The following is a 23,968-nucleotide window of genomic DNA, read 5'->3' on the forward strand; positions in this document are numbered from 1 at the left end:
AAATCAGATTGATTTTCCCTTTTTTTTGCTTCTGGCACTGATCTTGTATCTCTGTGAAGACGGAGGAACATAACTATGCTGGATTATATGACCCATCAGGTATTGGTGTATCAGAGTAGTCTTGGAAGCGGAGTGGAATATGCCCTGAAACAGACCCTTGTGGATGAACTTAGTCTTCATGTCTATTCCTATCCCGGTAAAAGGCACTCTCTCAGTGAAGAGGACTGGAGTGATTTTCTGCTGGGCTTTCATGGGAAAATGCAGGATATACTGATTAATTTCCGCTATCAGGGGCCATCGTTCTGGGGATATCTGAATAAGGTCCTCGAGTGGCATCTGCTCAGCTATTACAGGGCTGCTGTTCAGTTCCGTCAGGCCGAGTGGATCTGTGAGCGGGAATCGATTATCGAATATGAGTGGACTGCCGAACATCAGGAGTCCTGTCTTCTGCTTAAAATCAGCTACATTCTGGATAATGCCGGATTAACCGATTTTCGGACTGAGGCCCTGCGGCAGAGACTGCTTGTCCTTGTGCTGAAAAATGTCGTCTTTATTTCGGAAGATGATTATTTTTCCGTTTTTCCCCTTTTGGGACCATCTGTGGAAGAGGCGGGTAAGTACAGAGATCATCTTCTGACAGTTATGAAAAGAAAGTTTGAGCGGAAGCAGGGGCTGGAACTTAAACGTTGTGAAAACTATTACAAACTTACCCTTACAGAAAAAAAGAGATCCGAGGAGATAGAAACTGAGGCTCTGAGCCGTTTAGATGAGAAGATACTATTGTATCGGAGACGGCTGAAAAGGCTGGACAGACAGATAAACAGCATCCCCATGTTTCCCAGTAATGAGGATATATCTGAACTTCTCACACTGCCCAAGGGCTCAGTGGATTCGGGACTCTATTATTTGAAAAATTATCTGGAAGCCGAATATGGAGAGGGGCCGGTAAGCGGAATGAAAGGGTTGTTATCACCGGGTCTGGGATGTGCCGGGGATAAAATTCCGGATGTATCGGCAGGATAATGGAAAGATCAGTTGCCCACAGGGAGGGAGATGCATTATCTTCTACTTATGGAAATAGTACTGGCCACTGGCAATATGCATAAGAAAAAAGAGCTGGAGGAGATTCTCTCCGGCCATAGAATTCTCATCCCCTCCGATCTGGGAGTGGATTTCGACTGTGATGAAACGGGACTTACCTTTATGGAAAATGCCCTTTTGAAAGCGGAGACTCTGTATGATCTGGTTAAAAGACCGGTCCTGGCAGACGATTCCGGTCTCTGTGTTCAGGCACTTGACGGCGCCCCGGGAATTTATTCCGCCCGTTATGGTTCAGAAGGGGGAGTTAATCTCTCAGACAGTGACAGAAATCTGCTGTTATTGAAAAATATTCAGGGTGCCGAAGACAGAACAGCTTTTTTTGTCTGTGCCATGGTGCTTATAACAGCTCCCTATAGGGTTTATTCGGTGCAGGAAGCCTTTGATGGTTCCATTGCTGAAGCACCCTTCGGGGGGGGAGGATTCGGATATGATCCTGTCTTTATCGATGCACTTTCAGGTAAAACCGCTGCCGAGCTGACAGATGAAGAGAAAAACCGGGTCTCCCACAGAGGGAAAGCCGGAAAAGTTATGAGAACCCTTATGGAGGCCCTGTGATGAGCGGGATGGCAATAAAAGAGAGAAAAAACGTCCCCGCCGGAGATAAGTGGAAGCTGGACTCCCTGTTTTCGGGGCCTGAAGCCTGGGAAGAGGGACTGAAACAACTGGAAGTCCTGATTCCCAAAATTACTTCCTATAAAGGGACTCTGGGAGATTCTGCGCCTCAGCTCCGCTCCTGTCTGGAATTTTTCAATGAACTGGAAATCCTGGAGGAACGGCTTGGTTATTATGCCATGCTCCGCAAAGAGGAGGATGTGGCGGACAGTGAGTCCATGGGCCGTTTTTCCCGTTATATGTCTGTGGCTACAAAAAGCGGCGCCGAGGCAAGCTTCCTCAAGCCCGAGATTCAGGCATTGTCAGATGAAACCCTGGATTCTTATATGAACGATCCTGTTCTTGAGGATTTTCGCATCTCCCTGGAGCGGCTGATCCGCTATAAGCCTCATATCCTTTCAGAAAAAGAGGAGACCCTTCTGGCCATGCAGGCTGAGTCTGCAGGTACTGCCAGAAAAGCCTTTTCGGCACTGACCAATGGGGATATGAACTTCGGCAGTATCGAAGTAAAGGGGGAAGAGAGGGAGCTGACCAACTCCAGCTTTGGTGTATTTCTTCTGGAAGCAGACCGGGATGTACGTAAAAAGGCTTTTCATCAGTTTTATGAAGGATTTGAGTCTCATAAAAATACCCTGAGTGAATTGTTGGGCGGCTCGGTTCTCCGTGATATCTATACTTCAAAAGTGAGAGGATTTACTTCTGCCAGAGAAGCCAGTTTATTTCCCGATAATGTGCCCGTAGATGTGTATGATAATCTGGTGGCATCAGTTTCGGCCAATCTTGAACCTCTCCATCGCTACTATGCCCTCAGAAAAAAAGTCCTGGGGCTGGATGAGCTTCATCTATACGATACAAAGGTCTCCCTTATTCAGGATGTGAAGGTAAAACACAGCTATGATGATGCGGTGGAAGTTGTTCTCAAGGCTCTTTCTCCTCTTGGAGAACTATATGGTAAGACATTAGGTGACGGGCTGAAGGGTGGCTGGGTCGACCGTTATGAGAATAAGGGAAAACGCTCCGGTGCCTTTTCTGCAGGCTCCTATAAGGGTGATCCCTACATCCTTCTGAATTTTAAGGAAGATGATATCCGGGATGTCTTCACCCTCGCCCATGAGGGCGGTCATTCCATGCACTCCTGGTACTCCGTACGGAATAATCCATTTCAAAATTATAATTACACGATTTTTGAAGCCGAAGTGGCCTCTACATTTAACGAGCAGCTTCTGGGGCGCTACCTGATGGATCACTCCACATCCAGGGAGATGACCCTCTATCTGCTTGGACGGCAGATTGATGATGCACTTGCGACTATCTACAGACAGACCATGTTTGCAGAGTATGAGCATCTTTGTCATAAGAACGTTGAAGCCGGTGAACCCCTTACAGTTGATTCACTAAGGTCTGAATACAGGAAGCTTCTGGAAAAATATTTCGGTCCTCATGTGGTTCTTGATGAAGTGTCCGACCTGGAAGGGCTGCGTATTCCCCATTTTTATTCGGCCTTTTATGTCTATAAATATGCTACAGGTCTTTCTGCCGCCATGGCTCTTTCCGAGAGAGTTCTTGAGGGAGGAGATGCTGAGAGAGAAGACTATATGAACTTCCTTAAATCAGGAGGCAGCCGTTTTCCTCTGGATTCTCTGGCTGCAGCCGGTGTGGATATGAGCAGGCCCGATGCCGTCAACAAGGCCCTTGCCCGTTTTGCCTCACTGGTGGATCAGCTGGAAAAAGAACTCCTTGGCTGATCACGATTCCTGAACCCGAGGGCTGGGGTTCAGTGGTAGCTTTCTACTGCATTCCAGTCCATTTTCTGTCCGATGACTCCTGCAAGGTCTTCCATGTCTTTATCGCTATGATAGAGCATGGGGGCATTGCTCACCTCCAGCTGTCTGTTCTTTTCGCTTATTCTGACGGCCAAATGATGAGTGCTCTCAAGATCCTTTGAGAACTGATCATTTCCATCTGAGAGATGAATCTTTCCATTGCAGAGACAGAAGTAGGATGTGTCGGCATCTTCCCGTTTCACATAGAAGCTTGTTCCACGGATTCCCGCCACTACAGTCCCTGATTTTATTGTAAATACATCATCCATTGTCTGAATGAGACTGCTGAGATTGCGGAGTACAGCCGCTGCAGCGCCTCTGTCCAGTGATACTGTAGAATTGCTGAAGGATATACGGATAATTGAGTCTTCGAATACTCTGATGATATTACTGTCCAGAAACTGTATTTCACAGTAGCCGTCAGCACCTGTCTGGATTACCGATTCATCGGATACTGGATCACCGATTTTTGTACTTTTTCCAGCAAGGGTGACATCTCCTTCCATATTTACGATCTCTCCCTTGATATCGGGGGCACTCTTTTCTGTCTGCTTTGTGCATGACAGCAGTAATAGGAAGGGGATGAGTATAAGCAAAAGTTTAGGTTTCATGGTTTTCTCCTGATTTAAACAACCGGGTGTATGGTTTACCCCCTCTTTTCAGGTTAAATGAATTGAACATTAAATTCCAATCTGTTAATATCATTTTACTATGCTTGATTTTAAATATATTAAAGACAACCTGGATGCAGTCCGGGAAAATATCAAAAACAGAAATGTTACAGCCACAGCTGAAAAAGTTGTAGAATTGTATGATCTGCGCAACGGCGTTATACAGGAACTGGAAGATCTCCGCCGCCGGAGAAATGAAAACGCTTCAAAAATGAAGGGTAAACTCGAGGCTGAAGTACGTCAGGGACTCATTGATGAGGGAAAGAGCCTGAAAGAGCAGATTTCTCAGGTTGAAACCCGTCTTGAAGTTCTTCTTAAAGAGCTGAAGGCTGCTGCTGTCCTCATCCCCAATATGGCTCATCCCGATGCACCTGTTGGAAAAGAAGACAAGGATAACCTTGAAATTCACAGGAGTGCTCCTCCTACGGAATTTTCTTTCAAAGCCAAAGACCATGTTGAGCTTGCGGAGGCCATGGACCTGGTTGATTTTGAAACAGCCGCCCGTGTTTCGGGTTCCAAGTTTTACTACTTGAAAAATGAAGCGGTTATTCTGGAACTTGCTCTGACCCGTTATGCACTGGATATTCTTCAGAAGCACGGTTTTATAATTACCATTACTCCGGATATCGCCAGGGAGGAAATTGCCGAAGGTATCGGCTTTAATCCCCGTGGTGAAGAATCCAATATCTATAATCTCGAAGGAACAGGAACCTGTCTTGTAGGAACCGCGGAGATCACTCTTGGCGGATATCATGCAGGACAGATCGTAGATGTCTCGGATGGTCCCATTCTTATGGCCGGGGTTTCCCACTGTTTCCGCCGTGAGGCCGGCTCCGCAGGACAGTACTCCAAAGGGCTGTACCGGGTACATCAGTTTACCAAGATTGAAATGTTCGCCTACTGTAAAACAGAAGAATCCGATGAGCTCCTGATGAAACTCCGTTCCATCGAGGAAGAGATTTTCGGCGGTCTGGAAATTCCATTCCGGGTGGTTGATACCTGTACAGGAGACCTTGGTGGACCTGCATACAGAAAATATGACCTTGAAGCCTGGATGCCGGGACGTGGTGATGAGGGAGACTGGGGTGAAGTTACAAGTACTTCCAACTGTACCGACTATCAGTCACGCCGTCTGGGAATCCGCTACAAGGATGATGAAGGCAAGAATCGTTATGTTCATACCCTGAACGGAACGGCTATTGCCATTTCCAGGGGAATCATTGCTCTTTTAGAGAATTTTCAACAGGAAGACGGTTCTATCCGGATACCCGAGAAATTGATTCCATATACAGGTTTTTCTGAGATCAGACGGCCAAAATAATGTCCTGCTCTGACTCATAGAGATTAAGGACTATGAAGCAAAGTAAACGGATTGTTTCTAAAACTATTATATTTCTCATGATCTTTATGATTCTGACGGCTCTTCACGGGGCCGTTTTGGCGTATCTGTATCATAATCAGTACAATGGGGATCTGGCTTTAATTCTGAAGTCCCAGGAGAATATGATAGAGTTTGAGCAGGCCCGGATCAGAACTGAACTGCGGGATGTCTCTCAGGATCTCTTTTTTCTGGAAGGCATTGTAGAGGATCATTTTACAGAAAGATCAGTTTCTGAGGTCTCATTTCATGAAGGTTCCGCTTTTTACGGGTTTTTAAGTCTTCTCGGTGATCTTACTCAACGTTATGAGAATATCCAGATCGTATCTCCTGATGGGGATGAATTATTCAGAAAGTATTATGATAAGGACGGACAGTTCCAGGTTGTCCCGGCGGATGAACTGAGGAAGGGTATTCAAGGATACTATTTCCAGACATTGAAGAATAATGCCTATTCGCTGTACTTCTCCGAATTGAAGCTGGCCGAAGAGAATGGTGTTGTTACAGAACCTCATACCCCTGTTATCAGGTTTGGCAGGGCTATTACAGAGAGGAACGGTGAAATTATTGCCTATCTTCTTCTTGATTACAGAGGATCTCTGATTCTGGATCGTCTTGGTGAATATGAAATACTACCCGAAGAGTCTTTCAATACCTATTTGATTAATAATGAAGGGTTCTTTCTCAGTTCTCCTGACAGCAGGCCGACCTTTGCCTTTCAGTTTCCCGAATTGAAAAACAAGACTATTTCAAAAGAGCTGCCCGAATTATGGCTTCATCTTAAGATGAATGACAGTGGTACATATACTTATAAAGAGAATCTTTATGTGCATCGCAGGATTGAGCTGGAGAGGATTATCCCGGAAGAGAGAGGGGAATTTCTGACAGAAAAGAGTCTGAATCAACGCTCCTACTATCTTGTATATGAGACTCCTGGGCCGGTTTTGAAATCACTTTCCCATCATATTATAAAATCTCTGTTTATCCCGTTTCTGGTTACACAGCTGATAATTCTGTTTCTTTCAATTCTTGTTACCAAATGGACCAACAGACTTCAGAGATATCAGCAGAAACTGCTTCATTTTTCCAGTATGGATGAAATGACCGGCTGTATGAACAGAAGAACCGGAAGAAAAATCCTGGAAAATTATCTGTCCCTCAGCCGTCGGCGCAACTCCATACTGACAGTAGTTTATCTGGATTTAAATAAGTTAAAAACTGTAAATGATGAATTAGGCCATAGAGAGGGTGATCATTATATTCTCACCATGGTTGATCTGATCAAAGAACAGCTTCGAAATACTGATTTCTTTATACGTATGGGTGGAGATGAATTTCTGCTGATTCTCCCCGACTGCAGCAGAGATCAGGCTCAATGCATTCGAAAAAGGGTTCTTGTTAAGGAATATAAACTGAATAAAGCCGGAATTTATCCCTATACCCTTGGTATGAGCTGGGGAATCCTGGAAGTGGCAGCTGAGCGGAATATCACTGTTCCGCAAATACTCTCTGAAGCTGATCAATTGATGTATGCAGAGAAGTCAAACTATCCTCAGGTCAATGATGCCCTTATTAAAGAAGTAGAAGAATATCTCTCCTTTGATTCTGTGGAGATTAACTGAAATTGAATATCATTGCAGAAATCGGTACTGCTCATGGAGGCTCTCTAAGCAGGGCCGAAGAGCTTATCAGGGCGGCAGCATCCAGCGGAGCCGATACAGCAAAGTTTCAGATCGTGTTTGCCAGAGAGATACTCCATCCGGAAACCGGTACTGTTCCCCTGCCCGGGGGAGATACTCCTCTTTATGAAGTCTTTGAATCCCTGGAAAAGGATCTCTCCTTCTATGCCTCTTTGAAAGAGATGTGTCAGGCCGAGGGTTTGAGGTTCCTTGCCAGCCCCTTTGGCATGGAGAGCGCCGCTCTATTAAAGAGCCTGAATCCGGAGACCGTGAAAATTGCCTCACCTGAAGTTAATTATACTGCCCTTCTAAGGGAGGTCGCCTCCTGGAATATTCCGGTAATTCTCTCTTCGGGAGTCAGCAGAATGGAAGATCTGAAAGAAGCCGTTGATATTCTGGGACGGAAAAATCTTACCCTGCTGCACTGCGTAACATCCTATCCGGCACCGGAAGAGGATTACAATCTGTCGGTTCTTCCTCTTCTGCAGAGAGAACTTGCCGTTCCTGTCGGGATTTCAGACCATTCCATGAATCCATCACTAGTCCCATCGGTGGCCATGCTTTATGGTGCGGTGACCATTGAAAAACACTTCACCCTTTCCCGGAATGAGGACGGACTGGACGATCCGATTGCCCTGGAACCCGAAGATTATTATCTTATGTGTTCCAGAGTAAGAGAGTTGGAATCTCTGGATATGGTGCAGCGGCAGAAATGTCTGAAAAGCTGGTTTTCAGCAGACGAGATAAAGGCGGTGCAGGGGCATGGTCAGAAGATCCTTGCTCCTTCGGAAAAGATGAGTTACGGGAGAACAAACCGCAGCATACATGCGAGTTTCACCCTCGAAAGGGGCACTGTTTTAAACCCTGAAAACTGCTGTATAGTGCGCACAGAAAAAAAACTGACCCCAGGTATGCATCCCCGTTTTTTTGATGAAATTATGGGACGCCGGGTAAATAGAACAATCCCCTCGGGAGAGGGAATATCAGAAGATGATTTAAGTCTCAAGCTATGAACTTAGCTGGGATTAATTAGGAGCACCAATGTCAATAATTATAGACCCTGTCAGCACATTTCCTATGGCTGATCCTGAAATAAAGCCTTTTGCAGAAAAGATTATAAGTCCTGAGGATGTTCAAAAGGCTCTTGAGCCTATGATTCTCTCGGCTTCCGGCTGGAGAAAGGTTTTTGCTCCTGATGGAGATGAGGAGAGCAGGGAAGAATATCTTAACCCCGCAGACAGTCTGCTGGCAGCGGCCATGGCGGAAGCCTATATGGACTTTCTGTTCAGCCGAGTCTCCAACCCCCGTCCTGTTGTTGTGGTGGGCCTTGATTCCCGCTTTACCGGTCCTGTCATTGCGGATGTGATGATCAGAGCACTTCTGAGCCGGGGAATTGAAGTCAGATATCTCTTTATTGCAGCTGCACCCGAGCTTATGGGTTATACAGGACAGACTCCGGAGTGTGACGGATTTATCTATATCTCCGCCAGTCATAACCCGATCGGGCATAACGGTGTGAAATTCGGCCTGAATACGGGGGGTGTACTCTCGGGCGAAGAGGCTGCTGAGCTTATTACAATCTATAGAGAAATCCTTTCAGATCATGGAGCTCTTGAAACCCTGATGGAGCGCTGTGACAGTCAGGCTGTTTCCGATATTGAAGCTGTCTATAATGCCAGCGCCGCATGGAAAAAAGAATCCTATGCAGTTTATCTGGAATTCAGCAGCAGGGTCATGAGCGGTCTGGAAGAGAAGGATGCCCGCATCCGTTTTATTGATTCTCTTAAAAAAGGGATCGCAGCCAACCCTGTTGCCGTAGTGGCAGAACTCAACGGCAGTGCCCGTACTCTTACGGTGGATAAGGAGTATCTTGAAGATCTGGGCGTTAAAGTTAAGGTCGTTAACGGGATTCCACGGCAGATTACTCACAGGATTGTTCCAGAGGGCGAATCTCTGGATCTCTGCCGCTCTGTTCTTCAAAAAGAGGCTTCTGCAGATCCGGCCTTTCAGCTTGGATATGTTCCAGACAATGACGGAGACCGTGGAAATCTTGTCTTTTTCAGTAAGAAAGACGGTGAAGCACATATTCTGGAGGCCCAGGAAGTATTTGCACTCTCAGTACTTTCTGAGCTTGCTTATCTATACTGGAATGAGGGTATGACGGATCAGACGGGAGTCGCTATCAACGGTCCGACATCCGGCAGAATTGAGGATATCTGTGAAGCATTCGGCTGCACCGCATTCCGGGCTGAAGTGGGTGAGGCCAATGTGGTCAACCTTGCAGGAAAGCAGAGAGCTGCCGGCTGGCAGATCCGCATTCTGGGTGAAGGGTCAAACGGTGGTAACATCACATGGCCTGCCGCAGTAAGAGACCCCCTCAACACCCTGGGTGCTCTGCTTAAACTTCTTGTACTGAGAACCACTCCTGATAAGCCCGGACTCTTTGAAATATGGTGTCATCTCTCAGGTCAGTCCGATAAATATCGCAGTGACTTTGATCTGCAGGATATTATTGAGTCACTCCCTGCTTATACAACAACCAGTGCCTTTGAACCAAGAGCCATTATGAAAATTACGGGTATGGATCAAGCTTTGCTGAAGAAAAACTATGAAGCGGTTTTTGCACAGGAATGGGAGAGCCGGAAGGATGAGCTCTTTGAGCGCTTCGGTATTGTAAGCTGGGAAGAGTGGAACCAGGAGGGAATCTCATCTGTACAGGGTGTGGGTGCTGAGTTCCGCAGTGGAGCTGAAAAAGGGGGACTTACCATTCGTTTCCTTGATTCGGAGGCTGCTGTCTGCGGGTTCATCTGGATGAGAGGAAGTGGTACTGAACCTGTATTCCGTGTTCTGGCCGACTGGAAGGGAGATAATCCCGAGGCTGAGGCCTATTTTCTGGACTGGCATAAACAGATGATCGCCGGGGCAGATAAGGATTTGATTTGAATTATATAAATGCAGATATAAAAACAATACTCTTTGATGTAGATAATACTCTCTATGATGTTCGCTGCGGTGTGGAGGACGAAATGGTCCGGCGCATCACAAAACTGGTTTCCCAGAGGCTCGGGGTCAGTGAAGAAGAGGCTGTCAGACAGCGTAAGGCATCTTTCTCTCAGTACGGTACATCTCTAAGATGGCTTCAGGTCTGTCATGGGCTGACTGATGTGGATTCTTATATGGAAATAGTCCATCCAGAAGATCTGAAATCCTTTATCCCGGCAAATCCTGAACTCAGAAAGATGTTGGAATCTATACCCTGCCGCCTTGAAATCCTGACTAACGGTCCTGAATTTCATGCCCGCCGTGTACTGAGTACTTTGGGTATCAATGACCTTTTCCCTCATATGTATGCCTTGGAGTGGCTCGGATTCAAGGGGAAACCCTATGCTTCAGCCTATGAGAAGGTTCTGGCTCATATGGATGAGTCAGCAGAATCTGTTTTGTTTCTGGATGACAAGGAACAAAACCTTGAGGCATTTGCCCGTCTTGGGGGAAATGCCATATTGGTCGGCCCGGATAAAGGGAGCGGTAAGTTTCCCTGGATTCGGGATATATTAGATTTGAAAGATATGCTTCCCGCCTGCTGCGGTGAGGCTCAAGAGGCAATTAAATGATACGAAAACCAATCGCCGGTGATGATAAAAAATCCATGATAATAGCCCGTTCCCGGGACAGGCGCTACCATTTTTTAATGGCCGATGGTGCAGTCAGGGGTGTGCTGATCCAGGGCAGCCGTTCCCTCCGAGAGATGCAGAACAACCACGATCTTGGTGTTCTCGAGAGTATCGTTCTGGGGCAGGCTTATCTTGGCACCGCACTTATTGCAGCCGGACTTAAGGGTGACGGTCTAATTCAGATGAAGGTGGAGTGCGGTGGTCCTCTGAAGGGACTCTCGGTGGAGGCGGACTCCCATGGTACTGTCAGGGGTTATCTGATGGAAAATCCAATCCCCCTTGAAAAGGCTCCGGACAGCCTTGATACTTCAGACCTCTTCGGTCCCGGTTTTCTCTCTATAACCCGTTATTCCGGAGAGAAGAAGAGTGCATTTACCGGTCAGGTTGAGCTGCGTACCGGCCGTCTGGCTGAAGATCTTGCGGCTTATTATGAAGAATCAGAACAGCTTCATACGGTCTTCAATCTCAGTGTCCATCTTGAAAAAACAGGCGAAATTACAGGGGGGGCCGGACTCTTTCTCCAGGCCATGCCCGGTGCTGAAGATATGGTGCTTGAGATGGTGGAGGAAGCTGCAGTGAAAATCCCTTCATTGAGCCGTAATTTCAAGGCCGAAACAGATGCAAAAGAATTTATCAATACCTATTTTTCTGATTTTCAACCCGAGATTCTTGATGATAAGAGGTTCGAGTTTATGTGCGGCTGCAGCAAATCAAGGTTTGAAAAATTCCTGGGCAGCTTGAACAAAGATGATAAATCGGAGATCCGAACCAAGGGTCCTTTTCCTCTCAAAACAACCTGTCATAACTGCAATTCATCCTACGAATTTACCAAGGATGAACTGGAAAGTATTTTCTCTGCAGAATAAAATTTCAATTCAGGGCTCTTTCCTCTTATAATTATCAGAGGGGAGAGTCTTTTCGGCTCCTCCCGGAGGCGGCCCTGAATGAACTTTTTTAATAGATCCCTGATACTCTGCTTCCTGAGTATATCATTGTTCTCCTGTATGACTGCAGCTGAATCCTCCACCGAGAAAAGGGTCGATGCCCTGAGTTCTGCATCCTGGAGTGATCCGGAGCTGGGAGAAGGATTTGAGGAACCTCCTCTTCCTGAGATAAAGACAAAGGGGCTGACAGATCAGGAAATCAACAGCATGGAAGTCTACCGGAATAATATCCGGGCTATTGTAAATGTCACTACTATCAACCTCTATAACTCCCGTTTTGTTGGAAGCTATGCCCAGGAAGGGAGCGGCTCGGGGGTCATCGTTTCGGGGCTGGGTTATATCCTTACAAACAAACATGTTATTTCGGATGCCGACTATGTGGTGGTCACTCTGTATGACGGTTCAAATTATCAGGCAAAACTTATCGGAAGCGATGCTGAAAATGACCTGGCTGTAATCAAATTTGAACCCGTAGGACGTGGTCTTCAGACTATCAAGGCCGGCAGTTCCAAAGGCCTGCAGGTAGGGCAGAAGGTCCTGGCTCTGGGTAACCCTTTCGGCCTTGAGGGGACCCTTACAACAGGTATCATATCAGGATTGAACAGGCCTCTCCAGACTGAAGCAGGATTTCTGCTGAAGGGTATGATACAGACTGATGCGGCCATCAATCCCGGCAACTCCGGAGGGGCGCTTTTGAATTCGAGAGGTGAGCTTATCGGGATTAATACAATGATTATCAGTCCCGGTGGAATGGGCAGTGTGGGGATCGGTTTTGCCATCCCTGTGGAAACAGCTCTGCGAATTGTTCCTGAACTGATTGAAGCAGGCAGGGTTAACAGAGGCTGGATTGATATTGAAGCCCTCTCTCTGACCCCCAATCTGGCCCGTCAGCTGAAAATACCCTTTATACGCTACGGCGTTCTTATTACCTCTGTTCTGGCTGGCGGGAATGCTGAGAATGCAGGGCTCAGAGGCGGAACAGAGAGACGTGGTGTCGGTCTGGGGCTGAACAGTATTGCTGTGGGAGGAGATATTATTACCAATATAAATGGAAAAGAGATCAAGAATGTACTGGATTATTTCTCTGTTCTGGAGGTCTCACGTCCCGGAGAGGAGTATGATGTGGTATATCTCAGGGATGGAAGACTGGAATCCACTTCAATTATTCTCTCTGAAAGACCACAGGAATTTCAATTCTGAGATAGTTAATCGGTAGACTGTTTTTTTAGAAAAAGAGGGATGTTGAGAGGAGTATCTCATAACGTTCTGATAGATCTCCCGGTCCGAAAAGATCAAATCCAACGGTAGTTCTCAGGTTTATTGAGGTCAGTTTTTCAGGAAATACAAGGAAATCACATCCCAGTGTCATTCTCATATCTTTTTCAGGGGAGAAGGATCTGCCCGCAGGGAATACAATGCCGAAATCACTGAAAGGCTGCAGCTGTGCTTCCATCACATTTTTCCAATTGAATATTTTAATGGGAAGGCTGTTATTGAAAAAGACTCCCTGCATACCGGATAGATTAAAGTCGGGAACACCCCTCATATATTCACCCAGTTCATAAATTTCATCCCTGATTGCTGTGAATGCTAAAATCCTGTTTCCATATGACATATTATTATTTATAAGGGTGAACCATCTGTTTGATAACAGGAGCTGTCCCTTGAATCCGTCTTCAGGGACTATTCTGCTTATCAGTTCAGTCTCCCAGTGCAAACCATCCTGGAAATTACCTACCCAGTTAATCTGATCCCTTCCTCCCTTCTGATAAATACCATAGGACTGAGGTTCTTTTTTTATATAGGATTCTCCCATGCCTATCTTATCACGATAGTTGTAGGTCAGTTCAAAGGTCGGGGCCGCTTCATAATAATAATCTGATCCAAGATCGAAATTTGTAGCTATATAGAAATCAGATTTATTGAATGTATAGTATTCAATAACTTCAACTCCATCTTTCTTTATTGCACGGTCAAAAGCCTGAATCCATGAGACCGTAAAAGAGATCCCTTTTATATTGATATTCGAAAAACTGGTCTCCACATTCCAGAAATTGATTCCAAAATTGTCGGTTACAGGATCAATGCCTACTCCGAAATCACCGTCTATTCTGAAGTTCACCAGAGTCCCGAAAAAGTTGGCATAATTTACTTTCAGCTGCAGAGAGAAGTTATCGTTACTGTTGAAGATAGGAATTAAAAGTGGGACAAAGGTCCATCCGTCTATGACAGATATTTTAAGGGTATATCTTTTTGAGCTATCATCCAGATCAGCTTCTGATGGAATAAGTTCTGCTTCTACAGTTTTAAATATTCTCAGATTGATAAGATCCTGTTTCATTTTCAAGGCAAATTTCTGCATTGATTCATAGTTTGAAAACTCGGCAGTTTCGGGAGCATTCAGATAGTTATCTATAGCCCAGGGGCGGCTGATTCCATCAATTTCATATTCATAATTATCTATAATATAATGGGGAGTTGCTTCAGGATCGTTCTGAGCATAGAGAGAAATACAGCTGATGCTGAATATAATCAGTATTGTTATGAAGGAGCGGATATTCAACAGTGATGCTTTATCCTACAGGCTGTTTTATTTTGAATATAATCCATGTGGAAGATAGTACATCTACTCCCTGTTAAAGTAAAGCTTTTAAGTGAATCGGACTTCACCTGATGATCAACTCTCGATACAATAACAATATGAAACTGACTGTGTATACTCCGGGAACGGTTCCCTATGAAGAGGCTCTTGAATGGCAGTATGAGCTTGTAGAAAAAAGAAGAAATCAGGAGATAAATGACTGCCTTATTCTCCTGCAGCATCCGCCTGTGCTGACAACAGGGCGACGGAAACAGGAACATAATATCCTGATTGATGCTCAATCAATGGATATTCCTGTTATCAGAACAAATAGAGGCGGGGAAGTCACCTATCATGGTCCCGGACAGCTTGTAGGATATCTGATTGTTGATCTTGCGGCATTTTCCAGAAGGGTTAAGCAGTTTGTGTTTAATCTGGAAGAGGTTTTTGTCCGTTTTCTTGACAGAGAATATGGAATCCGGGCGGATCGTTACGATAAGCATCGGGGTGTCTGGGTGGGTAATGACAAGATCACTGCCATCGGACTCGCCATAGAACGTGAAATTACAATGCATGGTTTTGCATTCAATATAAATACAGATCTGGAACACTTCAAATGGATAGTTCCCTGCGGCATCTCAGATAAAGGGGTTACCTCTCTTGAGAAGCTTACAGGAAAAACTCAGGATCTTGAAGCATTAATACCCAGGATAGCCGAAATCTATAAAGAGGTTTATTCCTACGATTCAATGGAGATTATTCATGGCAGATAACAATATAGATACAGCTGTTGCAGAAGCTAAACCCTTAAGAAAACCTGAATGGCTTAAAATACCGATACGCAGGGGAAATAATCTTGCCTATGTGGAGGATCTATTAAAGGATTCCACCCTTAATACTGTCTGTAAAGAGGCAAACTGTCCCAACAGAATGGAGTGTTACAGCAATAAAACTGCAACCTTTATGATTCTGGGGAGTATCTGTACCAGGGGCTGCCGCTTCTGCAATGTTACGGGAGGAACACCCGGATGTCCCGATCCGGAAGAACCTGCCAAACTGGCTGAGGCAGTAAGGGCACTGGGTTTGAAATTCGCTGTGGTTACTTCGGTAACCCGGGATGATCTGGAAGACGGTGGAGCTTCGGTTTTTGCGTCAGTTATACATGAGGTTCACTCTCTTGATCCTCCTGTGGGAATCGAGGTTCTCATTCCTGATTTTCAGGGGAACAGGCAGGCTCTGGAGACCGTTCTCAAGGCAGGACCTGAGATTCTGAATCATAATGTGGAAACTGTTCCTTCTCTCTATGAAACTGTAAGGCCGGAAGCAGAATACAGGCGTTCTCTTGAAGTACTTGCCAGAGTAAAAGAGATTGATCCTTCTATTTATACAAAGTCCGGTCTTATGCTCGGGCTTGGTGAAAGTGAAGAGGAAGTTCTTCAGGTTTTGAAGGATCTACGCAGTTCAGGTTGTGATTTTCTTACTATGGGACAGTATCTCCGCCCCTCAAAAGAGCATCTGCCTGTAAAAAAATATATCAGCCCTGATACTTTTAAGAAATATGAGAAGGCAGCGCTTTCCATGGGATTCAAGGCTGCAGCCTGCGCTCCCTTTGTAAGGAGCTCCTACAATGCTGCGGTGATGCTGGAAGCCGTTGAGATTTGAGAATTACTCTTCTTCTCCCTTTTCCTCACTGAGATAGGACTGATATTTCTTGTAGAGCCCCCTGAACTGGTCATAACTCAGTCCGAGAGCCTCGGCAGCCTTTTTCTGGCTGAATCGGCTCTCCTCCAGTGCTCTGCGGATAAACTGGAGTTCCAGTTTCAACATAAAGTCTCTGTATTCTTCCAGAGGGATTACTTCATACTCATTTTTCTGTGAATTGTCTGATCCCTCTGATCCTTCTGATTTTCCAGGTTTTTCTGGTTGTGAAGAGGACTCTCCCCCATTTTTAAAAGTCTCCACAGAGCTTCGGGAATCAACCAGATAGGGATTATTAAAGGGATCCAATTCCAAATCTTCGATCAGGGTTCCTTCTGTCTTATATACTGCCCTTTCAACTGCATTTTTCAATTCACGCACATTCCCGGGCCATGAATACTCCTGAATCTTCTGAATCAGTTCGGGAGAGAAATCGGGGACATCCAGCTTACCCATCTCTCTGGACATCCGCATGGCAAAATGAGAGGCAAGGAGGGTAATATCCGTTGAACGGTAGCGCAGAGGAGGGAGATAGAGTACTTCAAAGGAGAGGCGGTCCAGAAGATCCTCCTTGAATTTCCCCTGGCGGCAAAGTGCTGGAAGATCGGCATTTGTGGCACCGATGATTCGGACATTCACCTCTTTTTCCTGGGAGCTGCCCACACGGCTGAAACGGCCGTACTCAACTGTTCTGAGTATTTTTTCCTGTACTTCCATAGGAACCAGCCCGATCTCATCAAGAAAAAGGGTTCCTCCGTCGGCCTCCTCAAAACGTCCTTTTCTCATTTTTGCGGCACCCGTAAAGGAGCCTGATTCATGACCGAAGAGTTCTGATTCAAGCAGGTTGGGGGGGAGTGCGGCACAGTTAACCGGAACATATGGTTCTTTCCATCTGTCCGAAAGGAAATGGAGCCGGGCCGCTGCCAGTTCCTTACCTGTTCCTCTCTCTCCGATAAGGAGTATGGGGCGATCAACCCGGGCAGCAAGACTCAGGTTCTGTTGAAAATCCATAAAGGCGGGAGATTCTCCCAATGCATCATTGCTTGATGTATAATTCTGACTCATAGGCCTATTGTACTGATGAATGGCAAAAAATACCAATAGAATTCTGATTCAAAGTGCTGAGGGTGCCTAGAATACCTGTTTTAGAAATTGGCACGCCTCTTGCAATGTGATTAGTAACAAAATTATTAATTTGAGTTTTTCTTCCAAACGGGAATCGAATCCGGGAGTGAAACTTGAGGAGGAATGTATGAGTATTTTTTCCAGATTTAGAGATATCGTGAATTCTAATATTAACGATTTGCTGGATAAGGTTGAAGAACCTGAAAAAATGATCCGTCTGATGATACAGGAAATGGAAGACACTCTTGTTGAATTGAAATCTTCCTGTGCCGGTAAAATGGCATCCAGAGCCGAGATCAACAGGGAAAAAGAGTACCTTGAAAAAACCCTGGACCGCTGGGACAGCAGAGCCCGCCTGGCCCTTGAGAAAAAGAGAGAAGATCTGGCAAGAGAAGCCCTTCTTGAAAAGAAAAACTGTCTGAATCAGATAGATCTTATGGGAAAGGATCTGGAGCACTTCGTAAAGCTTATTGACGAGTGTAAATCCAATATTCTACAATTGGAACAGAAACTTGAAGAGGTTCGTCAGAAACACAAAATTCTGATACAGAGAGGCCGTCATGCTGAAGAAACCAAGCAGGCCAGATCCGCAATGAGACAGGCCAGCGGAACAGATGCTTTTCACAGGTTCAATGAACTGGAAAAGACTGTAGAACGTATGGAAGCGGAAGCGGAACTCTCCGGATACGGAGCATCTGTGGACAGTTCCATTGAACATGAGTTTGACAAGCTTGAGTCTGAATCAGAAATCGATGAAGAACTGGAAGCTCTTAAGAAGTCCATGAAGGGGAAAGAATAAAGATGCATGCTGTCTGGATAGTTGCCATTGCCGTGGGTATACCCGTTTTAAGCGGGACAATTACCCGTATTACAAAATTATATTATACTAACAAAGAGAAAGAACGGAATATAAACCTCAGTGAGGAAGCTGAGGCCCTGGGTGACATTCAGACGAGTATGAATGATCTTAAAAGGAGGGTGGCAAATCTTGAAACCATCCTCCTGGATCTGGAAAACAGAACCCCTTGAGATCTCCCTTAAAGGGAATCTTGACAAGATATTTTACAGGAGATTGTAATGATGGCTTATAGTGCAAGGAAACTGTACCGTTCACGGAGAGGTAAAATCTTCGGAATCTGTCAGGGTATCGCAGACTGGAGAGACCTTCCGGTGGAATATATACGGATCTTTATGATCCTGGTGTTTATTTTTTCCGGTTTCTTTCCTGTGGGAATACTATATTTTCTGGCTGCATTAATAATACCCGTTGAACCTGCGGGATACGGTGAATCCAAAGAATCCAAATTCGGCGAAGCTGATGAGAAAAGGAAAGACCGGTATGAAAATGTACGTAGGGATTTCAGTGATCTGAAAGACCGTGTGAAGAATATGGAAGGCCGGGTTTTTGATAAAGAACGTGACTGGGATGAACGGTTTAAGAAAGATAAGAATTAGAACTGATCTTCGATTTTGAAGAATATTACAACATTGAAGAATACCAGAGCCGGGAGGAACTTATAATGAGCTTCTACCGGTTCTCTTTATTTATAACCAAGATCCCTGGAGATCCTTTCACTTCCTTCCTTTATTTTAACAGACAGTTTTTTTAATTTCTCTTTTGTCATTCTGATGGAGGGACCCGAGATACTGACGGCTCCGCAGACCTGTCCTCTATTGTCGTATATGGGCGACGCTATACAGCGGACGCCGGGTTCATTCTCTTCCATATCGAAGCCCCAGCCGTTTTTCCTTATTTCCCTGAGTCTTTCTTCAAGTTCTTCAATTGTTTTTACGCTGTGTTCAGTAGGGGGGGTCCAGTCTGCTGCTTCAAGCATCTGATTCTTTTTATCATCAGGAAGATTTGCCAGAATCACCTTTCCTACAGCTGTGTATACAGGGGGAGCGAAACGCCCCTGTGCCGATCCCATGGCAACTCTTAAGGCAAGCTGGGATTCAATTTTATCAAGATAAAAAACCTGATTGTTCTCCATGGATGCCAGGTGTATGGTCTCCTGAGAATATTCTGCCAGTTCTTCCATGACAGGAAGTGATGCTTTATGGATATCAAGTCTGTTCAGGGCCTGAACTCCCGTTTGAAACAGTTTCAGGGTCAGTGAGTATTTTTCATTGATTCTGTTCTGACGCACATAACCTAGGCCTGTGAGTGTATTAAGAAATCTGTAGACAGTGCTCTTATTACCATCTACGGCCGCTGCCAGTTCCGTTACACCGACTTCTTCTTCTGTAGACAGGGTTTCCAGGAGCTTCATCGTCTTTATAACGGATAGAACAGGGTCTGCATTTTTTATCATGCATCATTCTATCTCGGGGGCTGTCGCTTTGTATATTGCTTGTTTCATTTTTTAAAGGATTGTTTCAATAAAACAGGGAGCTGTTTTAAATACAGCTCCCTGAATAGATATTATCTGCTTAACAGATTTCTGAAGGCCAGCAGGAATATAAGTGCATGATTATTGTTTGCACTCTTCTGCTGGTTTTTATAGTCAATCAGTCTCCGCCTGGCAGCCAGATTCTGCTCCAGTTCCACTTTCCGGTTCTGGTACAGATTGTCATAATTATTGTAAAGTTCGTACATTTTACTTTCTCCCTGACGGTAAAAGCCATTTCTCCAGGGCTTTCATACCGCCGTATAAATCGGTGTCAGAGAATGAAAGTAAGGTGCCGGCGTCAGTTTCTATAATGAAACCGGCGACCTTCTTTATCCACTTCAGTTGCGGTGGGCATTTTTATAACAGCCCCCTTAATGGTTTCAGTATTCTTATCAATAAATCGCATTCATATTCCTCCTCCCGAAACAGTTCTGTTCCTTGGAATATTGAAGTGATGAAGCCCTTCCTTTTACTGCAGCGGATGATCAATTCCGCATCAGATGATCAGGCTTCCGGATAATTTCGTCGGGATCAGAGAACACGCGCATTCTCCCAATCTGGACAGGCCAAAAAAAACCCCCGGATATTCCGGGGGTAATATTTAAATTCTTTAATAAACACTAAAGAAGGTACTCCCGGAAATATGACTTATACACATAGACAGCTACTGCTGCTCTATGATCGAATTGCAGTGATACTTTGTTGCTGAATGTCATATTTTCGTCCTCCATAGTTGATTTACAGTATTATTATCATGGATTATTAGAATGAACAAGTGTTTTCATTGATAAAATTAAAAAATAAATATAGTTTATTTCTGAAATGACCAAAGAAGATCTGATAGAGGCCATACAGAAAGAAGGTAAATTCTCATTTTCACGTTCGGGGGGACCGGGTGGTCAGAATGTGAATAAAGTTAATACTAAGGTCCTTCTTACGATCTCTCCGGATAATCTTGAATGCCTGAGTGACGAGGAGATTCATAGGGTAAAAGTCAAGCTGCCTGGCCGTATCAACAGTGAGGGTGAATTCTATATTCAGTTTCAGGAAGAGCGGAGTCAGCTGATGAACAGGGAAAAGGCCGTGGAGAGAATGGCTGAACTTATCAGTCAGGCTCTAGTGGTGAAGAGGAAAAGGAAAAAGACCCGACCCGGCAGGGCCGCTGTACAGAGAAGGCTGGATGGCAAAAAAAAACTGAGTAATAAGAAGAAAAGCCGGGGAGCTGTCAGGTTTCATGACTGAAACAGATTAACTCCTTTCCGGCTTTTTATATTCTTATATTCAGGGACTTTTACATTTCATCGTCCATAGCCATCAGCATTTTTGAAAGGTGGTTATAAGATTTTCCGTTAGCCTGGATGGTGACTATATCATCACCTTGAGATTCCATCTTCAGATTCTTAACATTGCTCCCAGTCAGATCAACATCCATATTCAGATTTCCAGCTTCATCAACTTCTATGATTCCGCTCATCTTTGTAAAGCTGAAATCGATATCTTCATCTGATGATTCCATCATTTCAGCCATACCGGTAGTAAAGTCCGTTACATTAAATGCATCAAAGGTCATCTGTGAGTATCCGGTTTCCATATTCATATCCATAATTACACCATCCGGTGCTGTTCCAAACATGGATGACATAAATACAAGACCGAATACTGATAGTACAGCAACTGTAGCTTCATAAACTTCGTCATCACTGGGGCTGGCGGCAAAAACAGATGCCGGAATAAGTATGGACAGCATAAGAACTGTCAGTAGTATTTTTTTCATTAAAGTAACTCCTTTCAAATTTACAATTCAGATATCTCTATAGTTTACCTGAAAAAAACTGTTTATTCCATTTAATAATGATTTTCAATTCAGGTAATGGCACTCTGTAGTGATCAATTTCTGCTTTTCTATCTGGATTTCTCTCCACCCGGAACGGAGATCGGAAATAATGTATTCATCAGCCTCGGGATCAAGAGACCCGAGAGTCGGGGGAGTTATATATACAGTTATTTTTGTATTTTCAGGTTTAACAGTTTTTTCTATATGATAATGACCTGAAAACATGGTCAGCTTACGGCCTGTCTCTTTTATGGTCTTCTGGAAAAAATCAGGGGTTTTGTAAGGATATTTCTCATCCATAATTTTTACTCCGCAATGACAGGGAGGGTGGTGCATAAAGAGAAAAAGATCATCATCCTGAATACCTATTTCTCTTGAGAGCCATGTGGACTGTTTCAGTGGAAGTCTTTCGGAAGAGCTGTCCAGGAACATCAGACTCTCTCCCTTTGCTGCAATAACACCGGTGAGAATGACTCTCGGCGGCAGGTTTATCAGATTAAAAACCTCCTGCATCTGTGATGGATTATCATGATTCCCCGGAGTAAGATAATAGGGAATCTCCATATTATCAAGTTTCTCTTTGACCCATTTGTATACAGACGCATCGCCTCCGGGGTAACAGATATCACCGGTATGGATAATAATATCATAATCAGCCTTTGATATTTCATCCAGAACATCCCTCAATTTTTGTCTGGTATCTATTTTTCCCAGCATTTTTCCTTCCTCGGAAATATGGCTGTCAGTTATATGTGCAATTTTAAGCATTGGAACTCCTCCTCAAACAGATTACTATAGTGTGTTTATTTCATCAATCGATGGATTTGCTTGACATTATAAATAATAATGATAACTATTACTGTAATTATAATAGGCAATAATGACTTGAAATAAATAAAAAGATGAACGAAAGTGACTTTATTAGGAGAAATAAAATGATTGAGTGGATTTCACAGTTTGAACCGGTGATGCAGGCTTTTATTGCAACGATGTTTACCTGGTTTGTTACTGCCTTGGGTGCAGCCATGGTTTTCTTTTTCAAAACCATCAGTAAGAAAGTGCTGGACGGGATGCTTGGGTTCGCAGCGGGAGTAATGATTGCCGCCAGTTTCTGGTCCCTTCTGGCTCCCTCCATCGATATGGCGGAACAGATGGGAATGGTCAAATGGGTCCCTCCGGTTGTAGGATTTCTCCTGGGTGGTATATTCCTGAGGCTGATTGACATTGTTTTACCCCATCTGCATCTGAACGCTCCCATGAGTGAAGTCGAAGGTGTTAAAACCAGCTGGCAGAAGAGTATACTTCTGACCCTGGCAATCACTCTGCATAATATTCCCGAGGGACTGGCTGTGGGTGTGGCATTCGGTGCAGTTGCAGCAGGGATACCCTCGGCCTCTTTGGCTGGGGCTGTTGCATTGGCTATAGGTATTGGAATCCAGAATTTCCCTGAAGGAGCTGCAGTATCAGTACCATTGAGACGGGAAGGACTGAGTAGAAGAAAAGCTTTTGCTTATGGTCAGTTTTCCGGAATGGTAGAGCCCATCGCAGGAGTTCTGGGAGCAGTGATGGTACTCGCTATGAGACCCATTCTGCCTTATGCCCTGGCCTTTGCCGCCGGAGCCATGATCTTTGTTGTTGTAGAAGAGGCAATTCCCGAATCTCAAAGTTCCGGGAATACAGATATTGCCACCATGGGTGCCATGATCGGCTTTGCTGTCATGATGACCCTGGATGTCGCCCTGGGCTGATCAGTCCTCATCATCCCAGGAGCCGTAGGGCTGCTTTTTAATTCCAAGCCGGCGAAGCTGTTTTTTCTCTATTTCGTCGGCTACTTCTTTTTCTTTATTAAGACGAAAGGCTTTGCGTTGCTCTTCTTCATTTTTAGCCTTGAGCCAGGGAGGTGCGCTTGTCTCATCTGTCTTGGAAATTATTTTAATTTTCCCGGGCAGTTTAGTATTGCTCATTATGGTTTTGGCCAGATTTTCAGGTTTTACCTGAGCTCCTGTAAGGGATGCATCGGTCATGTCGGCACCCTTCAGGTCAGCATCATTAAGGTTTACTCTACCAAGTTTTGCTTTGGATAGATTACAGTTTAAGAGGCTTGATCCTGAAAGATCTGCACCATTGAGGTTGGCACCCCTGAGGTCGGCATTTTCAAGATTTGCTCCGGACAGCATGACCTCTTCCATTTTGGCAAAACGGAGGTCTGTCGCTGTAAGATCGGCAGCTGTTAGATTAGCCCTGTTGAGGTTGATCTCTTTCAGTTTCAGTCCGGATAAATTTATACCCTTCAGATTGGCTTTAAAACGGGGGCCGTTACTGTTGTTGAATTTATTCCAGATGAGTATGTTCTCTTCTTCCAGAGCTTTCTGCAGAATTTTCAACTGTCGTTCATTACCGACAAAATCAGGCTGTTCACCAAGTGTCATAAAGGGTCCTTCTCTCGTATATATGTCAG

At 44.8% G+C, this 23,968-nt stretch carries 25 protein-coding genes; 17 read left to right on the forward strand and 8 right to left on the reverse strand.

Translation table 11 applies throughout. The features are described from left to right. Positions 1-75 precede the first annotated feature (75 nt). Genes DV872_RS17315 through pepF form a run of 3 tightly spaced genes read left to right on the forward strand, consistent with a single transcriptional unit; the run spans position 76 to position 3,458 of the window. Positions 76-1,023, forward strand: a complete 948-nt coding sequence (locus DV872_RS17315) for a hypothetical protein (protein ID WP_114631212.1) — start codon at positions 76-78, stop codon at positions 1,021-1,023. A 48-nt stretch (positions 1,024-1,071) separates the two neighbouring features. Then, the gene (gene rdgB / locus DV872_RS17320) at positions 1,072-1,656 is read left to right on the forward strand and encodes an RdgB/HAM1 family non-canonical purine NTP pyrophosphatase (RefSeq protein ID WP_114631265.1); all 585 of its coding nucleotides are present in this window, start codon (positions 1,072-1,074) and stop codon (positions 1,654-1,656) included. Then, positions 1,656-3,458, forward strand: coding sequence for an oligoendopeptidase F (pepF, locus tag DV872_RS17325; protein WP_114631213.1), 1,803 nt, complete (start codon positions 1,656-1,658; stop codon positions 3,456-3,458). The genes rdgB and pepF overlap by 1 nt, the downstream gene beginning before the upstream one ends. Positions 3,459-3,487: 29 nt before the next feature. Here the strand turns inward: pepF and DV872_RS17330 are convergent, their stop codons facing one another. Then, the gene (locus tag DV872_RS17330; protein ID WP_114631214.1) at positions 3,488-4,147 is read right to left on the reverse strand and encodes a FecR domain-containing protein; all 660 of its coding nucleotides are present in this window, start codon (positions 4,145-4,147) and stop codon (positions 3,488-3,490) included. A 100-nt stretch (positions 4,148-4,247) separates the two neighbouring features. Between DV872_RS17330 and serS the strand changes: the two genes are divergently transcribed. From serS to DV872_RS17365, 7 genes are all read left to right on the forward strand, one after another. Beyond that, on the forward strand, positions 4,248-5,528 hold the full coding sequence (serS, locus tag DV872_RS17335; RefSeq protein WP_114631215.1) for a serine--tRNA ligase: 1,281 nt from the start codon (positions 4,248-4,250) through the stop codon (positions 5,526-5,528). A gap of 32 nt (positions 5,529-5,560) precedes the next feature. Further along, positions 5,561-7,207 (forward strand): diguanylate cyclase domain-containing protein, encoded by a 1,647-nt coding sequence (locus DV872_RS17340; RefSeq protein WP_114631216.1) that lies wholly within the window; start codon positions 5,561-5,563, stop codon positions 7,205-7,207. Between the two features lie 2 nt (positions 7,208-7,209). Continuing rightward, positions 7,210-8,277 carry an N-acetylneuraminate synthase family protein gene (locus DV872_RS17345; RefSeq protein ID WP_230391625.1) on the forward strand — a complete coding sequence of 356 codons (1,068 nt, stop codon included), beginning with the start codon at positions 7,210-7,212 and terminating at the stop codon, positions 8,275-8,277. A 28-nt stretch (positions 8,278-8,305) separates the two neighbouring features. Beyond that, positions 8,306-10,207: a hypothetical protein gene (locus tag DV872_RS17350; protein WP_114631218.1), complete on the forward strand. Its 1,902-nt coding sequence runs from the start codon at positions 8,306-8,308 to the stop codon at positions 10,205-10,207. Further along, on the forward strand, positions 10,204-10,878 hold the full coding sequence (locus tag DV872_RS17355) for an HAD-IA family hydrolase (protein ID WP_114631219.1): 675 nt from the start codon (positions 10,204-10,206) through the stop codon (positions 10,876-10,878). Before DV872_RS17350 ends, DV872_RS17355 begins: the two co-directional genes overlap by 4 nt. After that, positions 10,875-11,804 carry an Hsp33 family molecular chaperone HslO gene (locus tag DV872_RS17360; protein ID WP_114631220.1) on the forward strand — a complete coding sequence of 310 codons (930 nt, stop codon included), beginning with the start codon at positions 10,875-10,877 and terminating at the stop codon, positions 11,802-11,804. Before DV872_RS17355 ends, DV872_RS17360 begins: the two co-directional genes overlap by 4 nt. Before the next feature lie 78 nt (positions 11,805-11,882). After that, positions 11,883-13,082, forward strand: a complete 1,200-nt coding sequence (locus DV872_RS17365) for a S1C family serine protease (protein WP_114631221.1) — start codon at positions 11,883-11,885, stop codon at positions 13,080-13,082. Between the two features lie 25 nt (positions 13,083-13,107). Here the strand turns inward: DV872_RS17365 and DV872_RS17370 are convergent, their stop codons facing one another. After that, positions 13,108-14,445 (reverse strand): hypothetical protein, encoded by a 1,338-nt coding sequence (locus tag DV872_RS17370; protein WP_114631222.1) that lies wholly within the window; start codon positions 14,443-14,445, stop codon positions 13,108-13,110. Between the two features lie 110 nt (positions 14,446-14,555). On the opposite strand from DV872_RS17370, the gene lipB reads away from it, so the two are divergent. Continuing rightward, positions 14,556-15,236 carry a lipoyl(octanoyl) transferase LipB gene (lipB, locus tag DV872_RS17375; protein WP_216664410.1) on the forward strand — a complete coding sequence of 227 codons (681 nt, stop codon included), beginning with the start codon at positions 14,556-14,558 and terminating at the stop codon, positions 15,234-15,236. Continuing rightward, entirely contained in the window at positions 15,226-16,125 is a 900-nt protein-coding gene (lipA, locus tag DV872_RS17380) for a lipoyl synthase (RefSeq protein ID WP_114631223.1), read from the forward strand. Before lipB ends, lipA begins: the two co-directional genes overlap by 11 nt. A 3-nt stretch (positions 16,126-16,128) precedes the next feature. On the opposite strand, the gene pspF is transcribed toward lipA, so the two are convergent. Next, positions 16,129-17,226, reverse strand: coding sequence for a phage shock protein operon transcriptional activator (pspF, locus tag DV872_RS17385; protein ID WP_114631224.1), 1,098 nt, complete (start codon positions 17,224-17,226; stop codon positions 16,129-16,131). Positions 17,227-17,413: 187 nt separating this feature from the next. Here pspF and DV872_RS17390 point away from each other — a divergent pair, with 187 nt between their 5' ends. From DV872_RS17390 to DV872_RS17400, 3 genes are read left to right on the forward strand one after another with little or no spacing between them, the layout of a single operon-like run. Then, positions 17,414-18,085, forward strand: coding sequence for a PspA/IM30 family protein (locus tag DV872_RS17390; RefSeq protein ID WP_114631225.1), 672 nt, complete (start codon positions 17,414-17,416; stop codon positions 18,083-18,085). A gap of 2 nt (positions 18,086-18,087) precedes the next feature. Beyond that, positions 18,088-18,315, forward strand: a complete 228-nt coding sequence (locus DV872_RS17395; RefSeq protein ID WP_114631226.1) for a hypothetical protein — start codon at positions 18,088-18,090, stop codon at positions 18,313-18,315. A gap of 48 nt (positions 18,316-18,363) precedes the next feature. Then, on the forward strand, positions 18,364-18,741 hold the full coding sequence (locus tag DV872_RS17400) for a PspC domain-containing protein (protein ID WP_114631227.1): 378 nt from the start codon (positions 18,364-18,366) through the stop codon (positions 18,739-18,741). 86 nt (positions 18,742-18,827) lie between these two features. Here DV872_RS17400 and DV872_RS17405 read toward each other — a convergent pair whose 3' ends face one another. Both DV872_RS17405 and DV872_RS26630 read right to left on the reverse strand, forming a co-directional pair. Continuing rightward, entirely contained in the window at positions 18,828-19,598 is a 771-nt protein-coding gene (locus DV872_RS17405) for an IclR family transcriptional regulator (RefSeq protein ID WP_114631228.1), read from the reverse strand. Between the two features lie 110 nt (positions 19,599-19,708). Continuing rightward, positions 19,709-19,882, reverse strand: a complete 174-nt coding sequence (locus tag DV872_RS26630; protein WP_158547028.1) for a hypothetical protein — start codon at positions 19,880-19,882, stop codon at positions 19,709-19,711. 616 nt (positions 19,883-20,498) lie between these two features. On the opposite strand from DV872_RS26630, the gene arfB reads away from it, so the two are divergent. Further along, positions 20,499-20,918, forward strand: a complete 420-nt coding sequence (gene arfB, locus DV872_RS17415) for an alternative ribosome rescue aminoacyl-tRNA hydrolase ArfB (protein ID WP_114631230.1) — start codon at positions 20,499-20,501, stop codon at positions 20,916-20,918. Positions 20,919-20,967: 49 nt separating this feature from the next. On the opposite strand, the gene DV872_RS17420 is transcribed toward arfB, so the two are convergent. Continuing rightward, complete coding sequence (locus DV872_RS17420; protein ID WP_114631231.1) at positions 20,968-21,450, reverse strand: hypothetical protein; 483 nt, start codon at positions 21,448-21,450, stop codon at positions 20,968-20,970. Positions 21,451-21,534: 84 nt separating this feature from the next. Continuing rightward, positions 21,535-22,278 carry a metallophosphoesterase gene (locus DV872_RS17425; protein WP_114631232.1) on the reverse strand — a complete coding sequence of 248 codons (744 nt, stop codon included), beginning with the start codon at positions 22,276-22,278 and terminating at the stop codon, positions 21,535-21,537. 167 nt (positions 22,279-22,445) lie between these two features. Between DV872_RS17425 and DV872_RS17430 the strand changes: the two genes are divergently transcribed. Then, entirely contained in the window at positions 22,446-23,258 is an 813-nt protein-coding gene (locus tag DV872_RS17430; RefSeq protein WP_114631233.1) for a ZIP family metal transporter, read from the forward strand. On the opposite strand, the gene DV872_RS17435 is transcribed toward DV872_RS17430, so the two are convergent. Continuing rightward, the gene (locus DV872_RS17435; protein WP_158547029.1) at positions 23,259-23,939 is read right to left on the reverse strand and encodes a pentapeptide repeat-containing protein; all 681 of its coding nucleotides are present in this window, start codon (positions 23,937-23,939) and stop codon (positions 23,259-23,261) included. It lies immediately after the preceding gene. Between the last annotated feature and the right edge of the window lie 29 nt (positions 23,940-23,968).

This window comes from Oceanispirochaeta sp. M1 (genome assembly GCF_003346715.1).
In the GTDB taxonomy this organism is placed as follows: domain Bacteria; phylum Spirochaetota; class Spirochaetia; order DSM-2461; family DSM-2461; genus Oceanispirochaeta.